Source organism: Streptococcus didelphis DSM 15616, assembly GCF_000380005.1.
Classification (GTDB): domain Bacteria; phylum Bacillota; class Bacilli; order Lactobacillales; family Streptococcaceae; genus Streptococcus; species Streptococcus didelphis.
In genome coordinates this window covers 424717-442505 of record NZ_KB904188.1, presented here as the reverse complement: position 1 = coordinate 442505, position 17789 = coordinate 424717, and the positions used below count along the sequence as shown (strand labels likewise).

The following is a 17789-nucleotide window of genomic DNA, read 5'->3' as shown; positions in this document are numbered from 1 at the left end:
GTTTAAAATATATCTGACTTCTCTCTGAAACTATAATAGTTATTTTTTCCAACTATAATATGATCTAAGCAGGATATCCCAATCTGATCACATGATTGTTTGATATTTTGAGTAAAGAGATAATCATTTTGACTAGGTTCTATTGACCCCGATGGATGATTGTGGACGACAATAAGGCTCGTTGCCATATTACGGCAAGCATAGTGTAAGATTTCTCTAGGTTCAGCTATTGCTCTTCTGACACTTCCAATAAATATTGTTTTTTCCTCAATAATTCTATTTTGGGTATCAAGATAAATGGCGAGTAAGTGCTCTTGACTCTTTTTCCCCAATTCTAAAATCATTTTTTGGGCTACTTGATAACTAGATAATATCTGTTGATTACTAGCCTTATCTGACTGTAGTATCCGATTAGCAAATTCAAGCATAGCTTTAATTTCAATTGATTTGACCTTACCAATACCTGAGACTGCTTGTAGTTCCTGTAAGGACATCTTATTGAAATCCGATAAATGATCTAAGCTTGATAAAATATGAGATGATAGTTCAATAACATGTTTTTGCTTATTACCAGTTCTTAATAAAATAGCTAGTAACTCTTGATTGCTCAATTTCTCAGCCCCAAAACGAACTAATCTTTCCCTAGGTAATAGGGTTTCTTTGTCTAATTTAATGGAATACATTCATTTACCTCCATTATATTTATTCGTAAAAAAAAGCAAACTTTAAGAAAGTTGCTTTTTTTGTATTGCTTGTTTTTTGGCGACATGATCTTTTACAATCTGATACAGGGTTGCTGCTAGAGGAACTGCAATAATCATTCCCACAATTCCCTTTAATGAAGCACCAATGGTGATTGCCATTAAGACCCACATGGCTGGTAGGCCAATAGATCCTCCAACAACCCTTGGATAGATAAGATTACCTTCGAATTGCTGTAAGACAACAATGAAAATCACAAAGAAAATAGCCTGTGAAAGTGATTGTGTCATAATAAGAATAAAGCCGATTGTAACCCCAATATAGGCTCCCACCACAGGAATGAGAGCTGTGAAAGCTACTAAAACACCAATAGTTGCTGCAAATGGAAGGCCTAATAAAAACATTCCTAAAGAGGTTAAACTACCTAAAATAATTGCTTCGATAGTTTGGCTGACAAAAAAACCATGAAAACGTTGGTGTAATAAACCTACTAGATAGTGGATTTTTTGTGCATAAATACCTGTATAGGTATCTACTAAAATATTTCCCTGGCGACAGAGTTGTTCTTTATTTCCCAAAACATAGAGTGAAAAAACAAAACTGACAAAAACATTGATAATGGCAGATGCAATTATCGTAACTGAGGTTAGGATATTAGTCAAAACTGATAAAAATTGTTTTAGTAACTGTTGACTATAGCTATTAATGGTTTTGGTTATTTGAGCATCCCCCCCGACATATTTAATGAGGCGGGCTAGCATTTTATTATGACTCAAATCCTTTACCACTTCTTTAATAGAAGAGGTATCAAAGGTTAACATTGTGTTGATACTTGAAATCAAATCTGGAATAACAATAGAAACAATCCAAAAAAACAAAGCAACAAATGTTAAATAAGCGAGTAACATGGAAATAGCACGTTTTAACCTGAAAAGTTTCTTTAATTTAGGGGAATAGTCTAAAAGCTTCTCATAGGCACTCATTACAATATTTACAATATAAGCCAGAGCGGCACCATATAAGAAGGGCAGACTTGTGCTAATAACTGTCTGAATAGTGTCTGATCCCTTTTGCCAGTTAGCTTGAATAGCAAAGCAGATGACAAAAGCGAGAACAAGATAGATAACTTGTTTTTTCTCAAATTTCATAAAAACTCCTTTTACTTATTATACACTAAAAAATTGATATAAACACTATCGTCTCCCCTAAAAGCTCTGCTATTCCTTTAGAAAAAAATAGAAAATCACTATAAATAATTTTTAATTTCGTCAGCAATTTTTTGATATCCTGCTAAATTGAGATGAAGACCATCTTTGGTAAAGGCTACTGTTAAATCATTGTTAGGAGTTTTTAGGTTACTTGCGATATCAATATAATTAATGCCTGAAATATCTTGTAGGGCCCTATTTAATTGATCAATAATCTGGTTATTTCTGACCTTAACCGTTTCTTTAAAGACAGCTTCTTCAGATACAGGTAAGACTGAAAGTAGGTTAATCTTGATATCCTTATGAGATAAAAAAATCACCTCTACAATCTTTTTTATATTCCTAATAATGCTATTAAGTGAATAGCCTAAGCCAATATCATTAGTGCCAATTAAGATAAAAATCTGTTTAGGATTTAAATCAAGAATCTGAGCTCCTATATGTGTTAAAAGCCACTGACTGTCAATGCCTGAGACTCCTCTGTTATGAAAGTTACTGTCTTGACCTAGATACTTTTTTAAAGGAAAGAATTCCATAATAGAATCACCAACAAAAACACTGCCACCTTCTTTTACTTTTTGGTTTTGAAGCTGAAAATAAGCGAGTCGCTCTTTTTGATAAGCCAATAATTCAGGTGTTACTACTTCAAACATACTTACCCCCTTTTTAATATATCTATAGTATACCAAAAAGATGTCTGAAGTAAATTGTCCTAAAAAATAATTCAGTTATGAAATCGGTTTTCCAATTTAGGAAGAAAGTTTCTTAACTTTCTGATATAATACTATGGTGTGACTATTTCATCTATTTAGGAGTAATTAATTGTTTATCTCAAAAATTAAAACTAAAAATATTGAAGAAACCAAAAAGCAGTTATTAACTTATAGCTATTTTCACCATGAAGTAAAAGATGGTCGGCCAGATGTTTTATTTCACTGGCATCCAGAAATAGAAATAAGTTATGTGAGTGAAGGAACTGCTAAATATCATATTGATTATGATTTTTTTAATAGCCAAGCTGGGGATATTATTTTAGTACGTCCCAATGGGATGCATTCTATTCATCCTATCAATGATAATAAACATGTAACCGATACTTTTAAATTTCACTTAGACATGCTTGGTTCATCCTATACAGACCAAGTTAGTCTACATTACTTGCAACCTTTACAAAATAGTAATTTTAAATTTTTACCTTGTATTAAGCCAGATATGCCTGGTTATAGTGATATCAAAGCGTGTTTATTTGCTATTTTTCAATTAGCGAAAGAAAAAGGACGACATTTTGAAATCCTACTAAAATCAAAATTACATGAGCTTATTTATTTACTCTACTATCATCGTTATGTTCTAAAAAAACATACTGATGAGACTTATCGTAAAAATGAAAAAATACGTCAGTTAGTTCATTATATTAATACTAATTTTAATAAGCCTTTATCTATAGAATCCTTAGCTGACTATATTGGTTATAGCAAAACCCACTTTATGACTGTCTTTAAACAGCACACAGGAACTTCTTGTACAGAATTTGTTATTCAAGTTAGACTGAGTAAGGCATGTGAGCTGCTTCTTAATTCAACAAGTTCAATCCTTGAAATTGCCAAGGATACTGGCTTTAATAACCTCTCTAATTTCAACAGACAATTTAAACGCTATTACCTCTTAACTCCCAGCCAATATCGTAAGAAACACAGTAAGGCTACACTTAACCCTAGGCTTACAAATATCGCTAAACTCTAATCTCCATTTTTATAATGTGAGATTTTTTTCTAGTCACCATTTATAAAAAATGCCTAGAGAGATTAGACATTTCACTCAATATGATAAGAAACTCACACCCTTTAATTGGGCATTAATAAGTGTCTTATAAGACCAACATCTGTTTCATTAACGACCACAAAAATTGTAGCGCCAGCCAACAAGCGAGTATTTCCGGATACTACTTGTGACTTTTTATTATTTATTTGTGTTGTGATCAAAACATTTGCTGGTAACTGTAAATCACGTACATAACGTCCAGCCAATTTTTCACTAACTGTTAATTCAATCAATGTCGGTTCGACAAGATCACTAGGATGATTAATCGTCATTTTTGCTAGCATGGCTTCATAGATAGGTTCACCTTTTAGCAAATCCATAATCAAATAAGCAACAAAGGTCACCACCGCAATAGACATTAATGGTTTTAAATCACCCACCATTTCTGTCACTAGAATCATGCCTGTTAGTGGAGCTTTTGAAATTGCCGCAAAATACCCTGCCATCCCTAGAACAAGAAATAAGGGTCTTAGATTTTCTTCTACAAATCCTAAATAATGAAAAGCATATCCAAATATTAGTCCTGCTAAAGCACCTAAGGTTAAAATTGGTAGAAAAATCCCTCCTGGTAAGCCACTACTATAGCTAAACATACTGCCAATAAAACGCAATAAAAAGAATAAAACAACTAGTATTAGAGTGGAATGATTAAGAGACAAGTCTATAATTAGCCCATTTCCCCCTCCTAATAATTGAGGGAAATAATAACCAATAGGAATAATAACAGGCAGTGCGATTAAACCATAGAAATAATTAGGTAAGTGAAAACAGTGTCCTAAAAATGCAATCAGCTTATGAAAAGATAAGATGACCCTCTCATAGATATAACCTAGAAAGCCTAAAAAAGCACCAAGTAAAAGAAGAATCCAATAATGGCTTAAGTCTAGAAAAGGCATAGAGCTTGGCATAGCTAAAACAGGTTTTAGCCCAAAAATATTTAAAGAGATAAAATTAGCTACTAAGCTTGCTACTAATGCAGTAATCCATATTAAACGAGAGAAATGATGATAGATTTCTTCTACTACAAATAAAAGTCCTGCTATAGGGGCATTAAAAGCTGCTGATAAGCCTGCTGCTGCTCCACTTGCAATAAGAACACGTTTTTCTAAGCGACTAGAATTCAAGTATTTTGCTAAACCCTTAGCTGACATAGCTCCTATTTGAATAGAAGGACCTTCTCTTCCTAGCATAAAGCCCATAGAAATGGCTACAATTCCTGAAACTACTTTTTTCCATAGGACACTCCACCATTTTGGAGACAAAAGTCCCTTTAACTCACCTTCTACATGGGGAATACCGGATCCCTTAATATCTGGTTCATCTTTTACAAAAAAGCCTACTATAATAACAGCTAAAACACTAAAAAGTATAATAAAAAATAAAACCTTAGGATCCTTTTGTGATAAATAATAATAACTGACAACTCTGTCAGCTATTGCTTCAATGATTAGTCTAAATAAACTAACTATAATACCTGCTATAATCCCAACTAATATTCCCCGCCAAACGTAAGATATGATTGATACTGTTGAAAAAGAATACTCATTTTTATGATTTTCCATTTTTCCTCCTGTTCACATATTAAATAACTGTTACTATTGTATCAAAGCAAAGCACAAGTTTCTAGGAAATATTCCATAAAAAATAAGGCTTGTTGTTTTTAAGCAACAAACCTTATTAAATAATCAGTAAGCTAAACCATCATTTAAACTACTTTACAGCATCACTAACACTTTTAGCAACTATTTCAGCAACACCTTTTTGGAAGGCATCTGGAATAATATTTGTCCTTGATAAATCATGCTCAGGAATAAGACTAGCAATACCTTTAGCAGCTGCAATTTGCATGTCAACTGTAATTGATTTAGCACGCGCGTCTAAGGCGCCCCTGAAGATACCTGGAAAGGCTAAGACATTATTTATTTGATTTGGAAAATCACTTCTACCAGTAGCTGCAATATAGGCACCTGCTTCCAAGGCTTGATCTGGATAGATTTCTGGTACTGGATTAGCCATAGCAAAGATTACTGGCTTGTCAGCCATTTTAGAAATCCATTCTGCTTTAAGAATTCCTGGAGCTGAAACTCCTATAAAGATATCAGCTCCTACAAGAGCATCTTCTAAACCACCTGATTGGAAGTCACGATTGGTTAATTTTGCAATTTCTAAATGATGTGGAGCTAGTTTATCAGCAGCTTTTTCATTAATAATTCCAAATTTATCAACTACTGTAACATTTTTCGCCCCAGCAGCCAAGAGTTTTCTAGTAATTGATAAACCAGCTGAACCACCACCATTAACCACAATCTTAACAGCATCTATCGTCTTTGAAATTAATTTCAAACTATTAAAGAGGGCTGCTAACACAACAATAGCTGTTCCATGTTGGTCATCATGAAATACTGGAATATTACATTCTTCAATAAGTCGTTTTTCTATTTCAAAACAACGCGGTGCGCTGATATCTTCCAAATTGATACCACCAAAGGTTGGTGCAATAGCCTTAACAATCCTAATAATTTCTTCTGTATCATTGGTATCTAACACAATTGGTACAGCGTCCACATTTGCAAATTCTTTAAATAGAGCAGCTTTTCCTTCCATAACAGGCATAGCAGCTATAGCTCCAATATCACCTAAACCAAGTACAGCCGAACCATCACTTACTACTGCTACGGTATTCTTTTTAGTCGTTAATTCATACCCTAAATCAGGGTCTTTGGCAATAGCTGAAGAAACAGAGGCCACACCCGGAGTATAAGCAATACTCAAATCATGCTTATCCTTGATTTCTACCTTGGGTATAACTTCTAATTTACCACCATTTTTTTTAGCTTGTTCAATTGCAAGTTGTCCTAAATCTGTAGTCATTATCTTTTCCTCTTTCTATTTATAACTTTTTATTTAAAGATTATTCTTAAAATTCCTGTCATTGTAATAACGGTTATAGCACCTCCAAGTCTGGTTGCTACTTGTGCAAAGGGCATTAAGTTCATTCTATTTGCTGTGCTTAAAATAGCAACATCTCCTGTTCCACCCATTCCGCTTTGACAAGCTGAAATAATTCCTGCCTCAACGGGATTCATATTCAAGAAACGAGAGATAAAGAAGCCGACTGAAATAACCGTAAAAACAACACTGATAACAACAACAAAGTATTGCCAACTTAAGGTTGCAACCACATCTTTTAAAGGAATATAAAGTAAGCCTAAACCTGCCATTAAGGGGAAGGTAAAGTTACTTGAAATAAATTTGTAGAGTTGTTTAGCTCCATTTTGTGTTTCTTGAGGAATAATATTAATATATTTTAAAAATGCTGCTAGAATAATCATCAAGACAGGCCCAGGAAAACCCGTTAAGTGTTGGAGTAAACCACCTGCTATAAATAAAGAGCAAGCTGTTAGAACACCACCACCCATCAGTTTCACATCAAGTACTCCAGAAGTATCTTTCAAGGCATCAGACATATCTTCAGTATTACCAACTTTAACCAGTTGTCCTTGACCTGAATAATCTGGATGTTTTTCACCAAATCTGTTTAATAAGGCTGTACATAGTATAGCAAAGAAATTACCTATAATAGTAGCTGGGATGAGTTGAGCAACTAACTGTTCACTAGCAACTCCTGTAATAGCACTGTAACCAAGTGACAAGGGTAAAATTCCCTCCCCAATACCACCGGCAAGAACTGGGGTAACAATATAAAAGAGAGTATGCTTCCACTCCAAACCAATAAGGAGGCCAACTAAGGTTCCTACTGCCATAGCACAAACCATACCAAGTAGCATGGGAATAATCATCCTAAAAAGTCCTTGAATAAGAATCTTACGGTTCATTCCCAAAATACTACCACATACCAAACAAGCAATATAGAAGTATAAAAAATTAGCTTCTTTCATCAATACATGTGTTGCATCTAAAATATTAGGATTGAGGAGATTAAAAAATACTAATATTGAAGGTACAAGTAAGGATAAAATGGCAGGGCCACCAAAGTTTTTCAGGCCAGGTATATTAGCACCAATGGTTCCTAGCAACCAGCCCATGGTTAGGATAACAGCAAAACCACCAAGCATATTGACTGGTAATTTTTGAAGTAGGCCAGTGACTAGTATTAAAATCGCAAAAGCCAGATAAACTGGTAAGGGGACAGAGCCAACCTTAAACGATTGGAAATTGCGTTTGGCTGCTAGCTCTGTTCCTTTTGGAACTTCTTTTTTCTTAATTGTTTCCATAAAACAAGCCTCCTTTAATGATTATCCCCAGTATAAAACAAATAAATTAACAAAAATAGATTATTTAATTTGTTTAATTACTTAAAATTTTTTAACTTATTTAACTTAATAGTTTGTCCTTAAACTATGGTATACTCATTAAATAGGAGGCTTTATGAAACATCGCATGTCACTGTGGCAAACCTTATCTTTGACCTTACTGATTATGATACTGGTCACAACTGCTATTTTTTATGGCATCATGATCGAAGAGACCTATGGTTCAATCAAAAGGCAGGAAAGCCATTTATTGACCTCTACAGGCAAAATTCTTGCCCAAAATATTCAGCTTAAACAAGCCCTGACTGAGGAAAAAGACTCAGACAATCTAAACAATTACACTAATACTATTGCCAAGGCTTATAAGCTTGATTATGTTGTGGTGATGGATATGCAGGGCATTAGATTGACACATCCTAATCCTGAAAAAATTGGCAAACCTTTTCAGGGTGGTGATGAGAAGATTGTTTTAAAAGGTAAGGAAGTTATCTCTACTGCTAAAGGAAGTTTAGGGAGATCTTTACGTTATCTCATTCCTGTATTTGATGACCACAAAAAACAAATTGGAGCTATAGCTGTTGGGGTTAAATTGACAACCATAGATGAAGTTGTTTCCCAGTCTAAGCAAAAATATACTCTAGCCCTCTTACTTTGTCTAGGAGTTAGTTTATGTGTAATTAGCTTTATTTCCCTTCGTTTAAAAAGGCAACTACATAATCTAGAACCTAGTGAAATTTATCAGTTGTTAGAAGAACGTAATGCCATGTTAGATCAAATTGAGGCAGCCGTCTTTATTATTGATAAAACACATGCTATTAGCTTAGCTAACCAATCAGCCAAAGATCTAGCCTTAACAAAAATGCAAGAAGAATTTCTGATTGGTAAAACAATTGAAGATATTTTTACAGATTTTCATACTCTTGATTTAAAACAATACCATGACCAGCTCTTTCGTTTTTGTGAGGAAGATTATCTTGTAACTATTTCTCCTATCAGTGTCAAAGGAAGTCTGAGAGGTTATCTCATTTTCTTAAGAGAGGCAGCAAATGCTATTAATACCCTGGAACAGCTTGTCTACACAACAACCTATGCTTCTGCCCTCCAGGCTCAAACACATAAGTTTATGAACCAGTTACATGTCATTTATGGTCTAGTAGATATCGCCTATTATGATCAATTGAAAATCTACCTTGACAGTATTCTAGAGCCTGAAAGTGAGATTGTTACCAGCCTTTCTGTTTTAATCAAGGAGCCTTTATTAGCAAGTTTTTTAATTGGGGAGCAAGAAAAGTATAAAGAATTAAATTGTAAGCTCCAATTTGAGATGGTTAGTGATATTCCTGCTTGTCAGTCAAAACACCAACTCAATAATTGCCTTAAAATTTACCAATATATCCATACCACTTGCTTGACCCATTTAAAACCCAAAGAAGTTCTGATGAGTATTAGTTATAAAACGAATTATCTCATTAGTCAATATTCTTTTTTGGATCAAACTATCTCTGCCGAGCAACTTGAAGCTATCTTTGATACTCACTATTTCAAACAGCTCCTGCTTGATACAAGGTCACTATTTCATAAAGAAATCATTGATAAACACCTTACTATTTCTGTAACAACCCCATATATAGGAGACTAAAATGAATGTACTCATTATAGAAGATGATCCTATGGTTGACTTTATTCACCGTAATTATCTTGAAAAAACAAGCTTTTTTGATAAAATTATTTCTTCTGATTCTATAAAAGATGCCAATCAAAAAATTATTTCCTACAAAATTGACTTGGTTTTGCTGGATATTCACATCAAAGATGGCAATGGCATGGAGTTCTTGGAAAAGTTAAGAAGAGAGCATCTCAACTGTGAAGTCATTATTATTTCAGCAGCTAATGATGGCAAGATTATTAAATCTGGTTTTCATCTTGGTATTATTGATTATCTGATTAAACCATTTACCTATGACCGTTTTCAAGAAAGTATTGCTCTTTTTATCACACATAAGGAACAGTTAAATCATGGTCCTATCCAACAATCACAGATTGATCAGTTAAGAACTAATAGTCAAAGGAATCCAAGTAAAGAAAATCTTTTATTAGAAAAAGGCCTATCACAATCAACTCTGGATCTTATTTTAGCAAGTATAGACACTATTGAAGAACCCTTTACTATCCAAAGCTTATCGGATGCTTCTAAGTTATCCCATGTTTCTGTTCGAAAATATATTGCTTTTATGGAAGAAAATAAACAGCTAAGCAGTCAGCAAATTTATACTAAGGTTGGTCGACCTTACCGTGTCTATAGTAGGCTATGACTTCTTTCCATACAAAAATACTGGCTTAGTTTATAACTAGGTCAGTATTTTATGCTCTTATTTTATGTACATTTTAAACTGTAAGTAAAGGTCGTTATAGATGCCTAACCAATGATTACCCAAATTATCATAAACTTCAAGTTTATTAATAGTTTCCTGACTCGGATAAAACGCCTTATCATTTTTTATCTTAGCTGGAAGTAAGTCTTTGGCCTTGTTATTTGGTGTGGCATAGCCTATGTATTCTGCATTTTGTGCAGCATTTTCAGGTCTCAGCATGAAATTAATAAAGGCATAGGCTTCTTTTTTATGCTTCATGGTTTTTGGGATAACCAAGTTGTCAAACCACAGATTAGAGCCTTCTGAGGGAACCAGGTAATGCAAATCTTTATTATTTGAGAGCATTTCACTAGCTTCACCAGAGAAAGTAACCCCTATTGCTGCGTCTCCTTGAATCATGTAACCCTTCATTTCATCAGCAACAATGGCTTTGATATTAGGCGTAAGTCCTTGTAGTTTATTTTCAGCTTGCTCTAAGTGCTTATAGTTTTTAGAATTCAAACTATAGCCAAAAGTATTTAAACCAATACCCATAACTTCACGGGCGCCATCAACAAGGAGGATACTATTTTTATAGTTTGCTTTCCAAAGGTCATCCCAATGTTTGGGAACTTCTTTAACCAAGCTTTCATTATAAACAATCCCGACAGTTCCCCAAAAATAGGGGATGGAATAATCATTATGAGGATCAAAGCTCTTTCCTAAGAATTCCTTACCTAGATTGTCTATTCCTTCTAACTGTGATTTGTCTAACTTGTATAAAAGATTTTCTTTAATCATCTTATCAATAGTGTAATCACTAGGTACTGCTATATCATAGGTGGTGCCGCCTTGTTTTATTTTAGTATACATGGCTTCATTAGAATCAAAGGTTTCGTACTGAACTTGAATGCCACTTTCTTTAGTGAATTTTTTTAGCAAAGCGGGGTCTATATAATCTCCCCAATTATAAATCACTAATTTTTCTGATTGATTAACTGAGCCAGATTTTTTCTGCAAAAAGAAGGAAAGACTTGCCAAAATAATGATGATAGCAATAATTCCTGCTAAAAATGAATATAGTTTACGCATGCTTTTCCTCCTTTTCTTGTGAGATATAATAATAGCCCATTACTAATAAGATAGAGAAGAAAAAGACAATTGTTGACAGAGCATTGATTTCCAAAGAAATTCCTTGTCTAGCGCGTGAGTAAATTTCTACAGAAAGTGTGGTAAAGCCATTTCCTGTTAAAAAGAAAGTTACGGCAAAATCATCAAGAGAATAGGTAAAAGCCATAAAATAACCGGCAATAATTCCTGGTGTTAAATAAGGTAGCATGACTTCTTTTAACATTTGAAATTGACTTGCTCCAAGGTCATAGGCTGCATGTATCATATCCTGATTCATTTCTTTTAAGCGTGGCAGGACCATTAAAACGACAATTGGTATGGAAAATGCAATGTGACTTAGTAAGACTGAAAACATTCCCAATTGAAATTTAAAGGTGGTAAAAAGAATTAAAAAGGAAGCCCCAATCATAACATCAGGTGATACTAACAAAACATTATTAGTAGACAAAATGATATTTTGATATTTTTTGCGAACATGATGGATATAAATAGCACCAAAAGTTCCAATAACAGTAGCAAACAAGGCACTCAAAAAAGCCAAAACAAAGGTCTGCAACAAGATTGACATCAGGCGACTATCCGCAAAGAGGGCTTGATAATGTTCAAGGGTAAAACCTGTAAATCCAGTCATATCCCCACCTTTATTAAAGGAATAAAAGATTAAATAACAGATGGGAATATACAGTAAGACAAAGGTAAAGGTTAAATAAATTGAGGATAATTTTTTCATCTATTTCTCTCCTTTGTAACCCACATAATCACCAGCATGGTAAAAATTAAGATAACCCCAATAGTTGATCCCATACCCCAATTTTGAGTGGTTAAGAAATGCTGTTCAATGGCTGTTCCCAAGGTAATGACACGGTTTCCACCAATCAGTCTTGTTAGCATAAAAAGACTTAGGCTTGGGATAAATACAGATTGAATACCCGCTCGAACCCCATTTAGGGACAAGGGAAAGATAACTTTAGAAAAGGTTTGATAGTCATTTGCTCCTAAATCCCGACTAGCATTAATCACATTGTCATCAATATCATCTAAGGCATTAAAAATGGGAAGAATCATAAAGGGTAACTCTATGTACGAGGCCACAAAGATAAATGAAAAGTCAGTAAAAAGGATTTGCTGAGGGCCAATACCAATAAAACTTAAAAAGGCATTAATCCCTCCTTTTTGACCAAAAATCCCCATAAAGGCATAGGCTTTCAAGAGAAGATTTATCCATGTTGGTAAAATAATCATCATTAGCCAGAGTTGCTTATGTTTTAGGTTTGTTAAAAAATAAGCAGCAGGATATGAAATGAACAAGGTGACCAGAGTTATAATTCCAGCATAAAAGATAGAATTAAAACTCATTCTAAGATAGGTCCATGAGCTAAAAAAGGTTTGATAGTTTGTTAGGGTGAAATGACCCTGAATATCAAAAAATGATTTGTAAAAAAGCAGGGCTAAGGGAGCTAACACAAAGAGTAAAACCCAAAGAAAGTAAGGCAGAGAATAAAAGTTAGCTGTTCTCTTCATTTCTCTCCTCCTCAATAGCATTAATCAAGCCTTCTTCTTGCTCATCCATTTCTACATATTCCTCTATACGGGCATCAAATTCTTCTTCTGTTTCATTTAGACGCATAATATGAATATCTTCTGGCGTAAAATCTAAACCGATTATTTCACCCTCAATGGCTTTACGAGTAGAATGAATCATCCATTCATTTCCTAAATCATCATAGGCAATAATTTCATAGTGGACTCCTCGAAAGAGTTGGGTATCAACTTTTACCTGTAGTTTTCCTTCTTCTGGTAGGGTAATCTGTAAATCTTCTGGTCGAATAACGACTTCTACAGCTTCATTTGGTCTCATTCCACCGTCAACAGATTCAAATGTTTTGCCATTAAAGGAAACCAAATAGTCCTCAATCATTGTTCCACTAATAATATTTGACTCCCCAATAAAATTAGCAACAAAGTGATTAATAGGCTCGTCATAAATGTCTACCGGAGTTCCTGACTGAACAATTTCTCCATTATTCATAACAAAAATCCAATCACTCATAGCCAAAGCTTCTTCTTGGTCGTGGGTTACAAAGACAAAGGTTATGCCTAATCTTTGTTGGAGTTCACGCAACTCATACTGCATTTCCGTTCTCAGCTTTAAATCAAGAGCAGACAAGGGTTCATCTAATAAGACGACACGTGGTTGGTTAATAATAGCACGAGCTATGGCAACCCGCTGTCTTTGACCACCTGATAACTTCTGAATAGGACGCTTGGCAAAGCCATCCAGCTGAACCATTTTCAAGGTTTCATGCACACGAGCAGCAATTTCTTTTTTAGGAACATTCTTCAATTTCAAGGCAAAAGCTACGTTGTCAAAGACGTTCATGTGAGGGAATAAGGCATAGTTTTGAAAAACGGTGTGAACATCTCGCTTACTAATGGGAAGATCATTAATCCGCTTTCCATCTAAATAAATATCGCCACTGCTAGCATCTAAAAGTCCCGCAATTAAATTTAAAATAGTTGATTTGCCTGAACCAGAAGCACCCAAGAGGGTATAAAACTTCCCTTCTTCCAGCTCAAAATTAATATTGTTTAATACTTTGGTGTCATTGTCTTCAAATGTTTTTGAAACATTCACAAATGTGATAATTGGATTAGTCAATTGTCATAAATCCTCCATAGGGCTTTCGTTAGTTACTTTTAAATAAGGGCTCTCCGATAATACGAACTTCTGGTTCTAAAGTAATTCCAGACTTTTCTTCAACTCTTTTGATGACATGAGCAATAAGATCTTCATAATCTTGGGCTTTACCTTTAGCAATATTGACCATAAAACCGGCATGTTTTTGAGAGACTTCAATGCCACCTAAACGATAGCCTTTAAGCTCTGCTTCCATAATTAACTGTCCTGCAAAATACCCAAGAGGACGTTTAAAGACAGAACCACAGGAAGGATATTCTAAGGGCTGTTTTAATTGACGAAGATGATTAAGTCTTTTCATTTCTTGATCAATTTGTTCATAATTACCTGGTTTTAGAGCAAACTTCGCAGAAATGACAATATCTCCAGACTCCTGAATAGAGGAATGTCTGTAACCAAAAGCCATATCTTTAGCATCTAAAGTCTTAATTTCTCCTTGAGGGGTTAACACCTTAGCTGATAAGAAAATATGGGAGATTTCTCCTCCATAAGCTCCTGCATTCATAAAGATAGCACCCCCGATACTACCAGGTATGCCACATGCAAATTCAAAACCAGTTAAACTATGAAACCTTGCAATTTTTGTTGTTTCAATAAGATTGGCCCCAGCTTCAGCTTCTAGGGTATAGCCGTTGATTTTCACCGTGTTTAGCTTATCAAACATAATCACAAAGCCACGAATACCACCATCTCGGACAATAAGATTACTGGCATTCCCTAAAGCAAGCCAAGGAATCTTGTTGCGATTAGCGTAGGCTACAATCCGTGATAATTCAACTCGATTTCGTGGAAAAGCTAGGTAATCAGCTGGACCACCTACTTTAGTATAGGTATATTTTTTTAAGGGTTCATCAATTCTAATATCAATACCTTTAAGTTCATTTAACATGGGTTTTCTTCTTTCCAGATCTTTACTTTATTACTCAAAAAAATCAGCACAAAGCCGATTCTATTATATCAAATTTTACAAAAAATAACGATTTTTTTTAATAATAGCAGAGCTATAACTGAACTAAATCCTAATACAAAAACCTTATCCACTTAGCTAGTCTAGACTAAAGATTTTCACTCCATTTACAAAAAACTTAAGCAAGAAATATAAGAATCCTAACTTTCTCAAAAAGGTCTACTGCTTGCTAGCTGCTTGACTTAAAAACCAGTATTGTCTAACCTGTGCAATGAAGTACAATGAACCTGTTACAAGGTAAAAGTCTTCCTTACTATCATAGTTAATCCCTTTTAACCATTCTTTAAAGTCTGAAACCTTCTTATAAGACTGATTATAGTTCTTAAGTGGATAGGCAGTAGGGTATTCAAAGCCAGTTACTTGCAAATGGCCAAGCCTATCTAAAAGCTTAAGCATAACTTCAATGGGCTTACCCTCAATAGCAGCAAATAGGATATGAATCTTTTTATCTGCGTAGTCCTTTTTTAAAACAGCTATCAAAGCAAGCAAACTCTCTTTGTTATGGGATCCATCAATCATCAGATTTGTCCTTAATAGTTCTGTTCTACCTAGCCAGTAGCTAGTTTTCAAGCCTTCTTTTATAGCCCTTTCATTTATCTGAGGGAATGTCTCCTTAAGTAAAAGACTAGCCATAATAGCAAGAGCAGCATTTGTCACTTGATGCTGACCAGGCATGGCCAATTGAATAGCATTAATATCACCTAAAGGAGACTGAAATTGGTAGCTTTCCCCCTGGTTTAGCATTTGAAAGTCCTTTTGATTGTCATACAAGCTAGCTGACATCTGGGCTGATTGCTCTCTAAAAACCTGCTTAGCCTCCTCATTATCAATAGCTATCAGAACTTTTTGTCCTTCTTTGATGACTCCAGCTTTTTGTTTAGCAATTTCACCATAAGTCTGTCCTAAAATGGCTTGATGATCTAAACCAATAGAGGGACAAATAACTAAATCGGCCTTGAAAACATTTGTTGAATCATATAGGCCACCCAAACCTGCTTCAATAATTGCAATATCAACTGGATGAAGATGTCCAAAATAAAGAAACATCATTAGGGTTATTACTTCAAATTCTGTAAATGGACCTAGACTTGTCTCTAGTAAAACTCTGTCTGTTAAAGGTTTTAGCACCTCAATCAGCCTTAAAAAGTCTCTTTCTGAAATCATCTGCCCGTTGAGACTTATTCTTTCTTTAAAGTCCATGATATAAGGAGAAACAAAGGTTCCAACTTCATAACCTGCAGCAGTAAAAATATGCTGTACATTATTTACTGTAGACCCCTTACCATTAGTGCCAACCACATGGACAGCAAGTAATTTATCCTGGGGATTATCTAGTTCTTCTAAGGCCCAAAGCATGCGTTTTAGACCCGGCTTAGAGGCGAACTTCCTGTGACTATGAATCCATTCTAATGCTTGCTGATACGTCATTAATACTCCCTGTGAAAAATTATTAAAAAGAAAAGACCACCTTTCAAAAGATTAATCTTTCCTAGTTACTTCCTAATCTTCCTCAAATTGATTCTAAAATATTGGCTAATTATAACAAATTTTGGGATAAATGAATAGTTTTAACAAATTGAAGGCAGAAAATTTATACTGAGCTAGAATAAAAGTGCTATAATAAAAACAGAAAAATTCAGGAGACTCATATGAAAAACAGAAGAAGAAAAAAGAAATCCTTTACTGGCATCTTTGTTTTGCTTTTAGCTTTAGTAGCTACTTTAATAGGTGTTTTTGTCTTGTATCATAAATATACAAGCACTTCTACAACTACCACAGTAAAATCACAGCTAACTAGTCAAACAAGTAGCCAAAATAAAAAAAAGAACTCTGAGCAAAAACCTGATTCAGAGCAAGATACTAAAGTAAGCTGGCATAAAGAAGAAAATCCTCTCAAAATCCCTATCCTTATGTACCATGCTGTACATGTTATGGGGCCTGAGGAGACTGCTAATGCTAATCTGATTGTCGATCCAACTCTTTTTGAAAACCAGATTAAAGCACTCAAAGAAGATGGTTACTACTTCTTATCTCCAGAGGAAGCACTTCGTGTTTTAAGCCAAAATGAACTACCTGCTAAAAAAGTGGTCTGGTTAACCTTTGATGATAGTATGATTGATTTTTACAATGTTGCCTACCCTATATTGAAAAAATATCATGCCAAAGCAACTAATAATGTTATAACAGGATTGACTGAAAATAAGAGCCCTATTAACCTCACCCTTGCACAAATGAAAGAAATGAAAACTAGTGGTATGTCCTTCCAAGACCATGCTGTCCATCACCCAGACCTTTCTGTCTCAGATCCTAGCACCCAGCAGTTTGAAATGGAAGACTCTAAACATTATTTAGATAAAAATCTCAAACAAGATACGATTGCCATTGCTTATCCTTCAGGACGATACACGGATACAACATTAGAACTTGCCAAAAAACTTCATTACAAGCTTGGAGTAACTACCAATGAGGGCCTAGCCAGCGCAGCTAATGGCCTACTATCCCTTAATCGAGTCAGAATACTCCCAACAACCACAGCCCAACTCTTATTAGATACTATTAAAGAATAAAGAGAAAGTCGAGGATTTTTTTCAATCACTAAATAACATAAAGTATGACTCCTATCTTTTATAAGAGTTA

16 protein-coding genes are annotated in these 17789 nt (G+C 34.6%); 4 read left to right on the top strand and 12 right to left on the bottom strand.

What is annotated here, in order from left to right:
• Nucleotides 1-2: 2 nt before the first annotated feature.
• The 3 genes from radC to A3GU_RS0102215 all read right to left on the bottom strand — a co-directional run bounded on the left by radC (nucleotide 3) and on the right by A3GU_RS0102215 (nucleotide 2563).
• Complete coding sequence (gene radC, locus A3GU_RS0102225; protein WP_018365911.1) at nucleotides 3-683, bottom strand: RadC family protein; 681 nt, start codon at nucleotides 681-683, stop codon at nucleotides 3-5.
• A 42-nt stretch (nucleotides 684-725) separates the two neighbouring features.
• The gene (locus A3GU_RS0102220) at nucleotides 726-1850 is read right to left on the bottom strand and encodes an AI-2E family transporter (RefSeq protein WP_018365910.1); all 1125 of its coding nucleotides are present in this window, start codon (nucleotides 1848-1850) and stop codon (nucleotides 726-728) included.
• Between the two features lie 98 nt (nucleotides 1851-1948).
• Nucleotides 1949-2563: an SGNH/GDSL hydrolase family protein gene (locus A3GU_RS0102215; protein WP_018365909.1), complete on the bottom strand. Its 615-nt coding sequence runs from the start codon at nucleotides 2561-2563 to the stop codon at nucleotides 1949-1951.
• 169 nt (nucleotides 2564-2732) lie between these two features.
• Between A3GU_RS0102215 and A3GU_RS0102210 the strand changes: the two genes are divergently transcribed.
• On the top strand, nucleotides 2733-3653 hold the full coding sequence (locus A3GU_RS0102210; protein ID WP_018365908.1) for an AraC family transcriptional regulator: 921 nt from the start codon (nucleotides 2733-2735) through the stop codon (nucleotides 3651-3653).
• A gap of 101 nt (nucleotides 3654-3754) precedes the next feature.
• Here the strand turns inward: A3GU_RS0102210 and A3GU_RS0102205 are convergent, their stop codons facing one another.
• From A3GU_RS0102205 to A3GU_RS0102195, 3 genes are all read right to left on the bottom strand, one after another.
• Nucleotides 3755-5293 (bottom strand): ClC family H(+)/Cl(-) exchange transporter, encoded by a 1539-nt coding sequence (locus A3GU_RS0102205; protein WP_018365907.1) that lies wholly within the window; start codon nucleotides 5291-5293, stop codon nucleotides 3755-3757.
• A gap of 148 nt (nucleotides 5294-5441) precedes the next feature.
• On the bottom strand, nucleotides 5442-6602 hold the full coding sequence (locus tag A3GU_RS0102200) for an NAD(P)-dependent malic enzyme (protein ID WP_018365906.1): 1161 nt from the start codon (nucleotides 6600-6602) through the stop codon (nucleotides 5442-5444).
• A 29-nt stretch (nucleotides 6603-6631) separates the two neighbouring features.
• The gene (locus tag A3GU_RS0102195; RefSeq protein ID WP_018365905.1) at nucleotides 6632-7966 is read right to left on the bottom strand and encodes a 2-hydroxycarboxylate transporter family protein; all 1335 of its coding nucleotides are present in this window, start codon (nucleotides 7964-7966) and stop codon (nucleotides 6632-6634) included.
• Nucleotides 7967-8120: 154 nt separating this feature from the next.
• Here A3GU_RS0102195 and A3GU_RS0102190 point away from each other — a divergent pair, with 154 nt between their 5' ends.
• Both A3GU_RS0102190 and A3GU_RS0102185 read left to right on the top strand, forming a co-directional pair.
• On the top strand, nucleotides 8121-9644 hold the full coding sequence (locus A3GU_RS0102190) for a Spo0B domain-containing protein (protein WP_018365904.1): 1524 nt from the start codon (nucleotides 8121-8123) through the stop codon (nucleotides 9642-9644).
• A 1-nt stretch (nucleotide 9645) separates the two neighbouring features.
• Nucleotides 9646-10317, top strand: a complete 672-nt coding sequence (locus A3GU_RS0102185; protein WP_018365903.1) for a response regulator — start codon at nucleotides 9646-9648, stop codon at nucleotides 10315-10317.
• A 57-nt stretch (nucleotides 10318-10374) separates the two neighbouring features.
• On the opposite strand, the gene A3GU_RS0102180 is transcribed toward A3GU_RS0102185, so the two are convergent.
• From A3GU_RS0102180 to A3GU_RS0102155, 6 genes are all read right to left on the bottom strand, one after another.
• Nucleotides 10375-11448 carry an ABC transporter substrate-binding protein gene (locus A3GU_RS0102180; protein WP_018365902.1) on the bottom strand — a complete coding sequence of 358 codons (1074 nt, stop codon included), beginning with the start codon at nucleotides 11446-11448 and terminating at the stop codon, nucleotides 10375-10377.
• A complete protein-coding gene (locus A3GU_RS0102175) occupies nucleotides 11441-12217 on the bottom strand; it encodes an ABC transporter permease (RefSeq protein WP_018365901.1) in 777 nt (258 codons plus the stop codon). The genes A3GU_RS0102180 and A3GU_RS0102175 overlap by 8 nt, the downstream gene beginning before the upstream one ends.
• Entirely contained in the window at nucleotides 12214-13008 is a 795-nt protein-coding gene (locus A3GU_RS0102170; protein ID WP_018365900.1) for an ABC transporter permease, read from the bottom strand. Before A3GU_RS0102170 ends, A3GU_RS0102175 begins: the two co-directional genes overlap by 4 nt.
• Nucleotides 12992-14146 carry an ABC transporter ATP-binding protein gene (locus A3GU_RS0102165; RefSeq protein WP_018365899.1) on the bottom strand — a complete coding sequence of 385 codons (1155 nt, stop codon included), beginning with the start codon at nucleotides 14144-14146 and terminating at the stop codon, nucleotides 12992-12994. The genes A3GU_RS0102170 and A3GU_RS0102165 overlap by 17 nt, the downstream gene beginning before the upstream one ends.
• A gap of 28 nt (nucleotides 14147-14174) precedes the next feature.
• Complete coding sequence (gene murB / locus A3GU_RS0102160) at nucleotides 14175-15074, bottom strand: UDP-N-acetylmuramate dehydrogenase (protein WP_018365898.1); 900 nt, start codon at nucleotides 15072-15074, stop codon at nucleotides 14175-14177.
• A gap of 237 nt (nucleotides 15075-15311) precedes the next feature.
• Nucleotides 15312-16580: a bifunctional folylpolyglutamate synthase/dihydrofolate synthase gene (locus tag A3GU_RS0102155; protein WP_018365897.1), complete on the bottom strand. Its 1269-nt coding sequence runs from the start codon at nucleotides 16578-16580 to the stop codon at nucleotides 15312-15314.
• A 221-nt stretch (nucleotides 16581-16801) separates the two neighbouring features.
• Here A3GU_RS0102155 and A3GU_RS0102150 point away from each other — a divergent pair, with 221 nt between their 5' ends.
• Complete coding sequence (locus A3GU_RS0102150; protein ID WP_018365896.1) at nucleotides 16802-17719, top strand: polysaccharide deacetylase family protein; 918 nt, start codon at nucleotides 16802-16804, stop codon at nucleotides 17717-17719.
• The last annotated feature ends 70 nt before the right edge of the window (nucleotides 17720-17789 follow it).

Bases quoted from the DNA above. Each gene is read 5' to 3' on its own strand.
- A3GU_RS0102175 (WP_018365901.1), bottom strand. From the start codon at position 12,217: ATGAAAAAATTATCCTCAATTTATTTAACCTTTACCTTTGTCTTACTG.
- A3GU_RS0102190 (WP_018365904.1), top strand. From the start codon at position 8,121: ATGAAACATCGCATGTCACTGTGGCAAACCTTATCTTTGACCTTACTG.
- radC (WP_018365911.1), bottom strand. From the start codon at position 683: ATGTATTCCATTAAATTAGACAAAGAAACCCTATTACCTAGGGAAAGA.
- A3GU_RS0102155 (WP_018365897.1), bottom strand. From the start codon at position 16,580: ATGACGTATCAGCAAGCATTAGAATGGATTCATAGTCACAGGAAGTTC.
- A3GU_RS0102195 (WP_018365905.1), bottom strand. From the start codon at position 7,966: ATGGAAACAATTAAGAAAAAAGAAGTTCCAAAAGGAACAGAGCTAGCA.
- murB (WP_018365898.1), bottom strand. From the start codon at position 15,074: ATGTTAAATGAACTTAAAGGTATTGATATTAGAATTGATGAACCCTTA.
- A3GU_RS0102215 (WP_018365909.1), bottom strand. From the start codon at position 2,563: ATGTTTGAAGTAGTAACACCTGAATTATTGGCTTATCAAAAAGAGCGA.
- A3GU_RS0102150 (WP_018365896.1), top strand. From the start codon at position 16,802: ATGAAAAACAGAAGAAGAAAAAAGAAATCCTTTACTGGCATCTTTGTT.
- A3GU_RS0102180 (WP_018365902.1), bottom strand. From the start codon at position 11,448: ATGCGTAAACTATATTCATTTTTAGCAGGAATTATTGCTATCATCATT.
- A3GU_RS0102170 (WP_018365900.1), bottom strand. From the start codon at position 13,008: ATGAAGAGAACAGCTAACTTTTATTCTCTGCCTTACTTTCTTTGGGTT.
- A3GU_RS0102220 (WP_018365910.1), bottom strand. From the start codon at position 1,850: ATGAAATTTGAGAAAAAACAAGTTATCTATCTTGTTCTCGCTTTTGTC.
- A3GU_RS0102200 (WP_018365906.1), bottom strand. From the start codon at position 6,602: ATGACTACAGATTTAGGACAACTTGCAATTGAACAAGCTAAAAAAAAT.
- A3GU_RS0102205 (WP_018365907.1), bottom strand. From the start codon at position 5,293: ATGGAAAATCATAAAAATGAGTATTCTTTTTCAACAGTATCAATCATA.
- A3GU_RS0102185 (WP_018365903.1), top strand. From the start codon at position 9,646: ATGAATGTACTCATTATAGAAGATGATCCTATGGTTGACTTTATTCAC.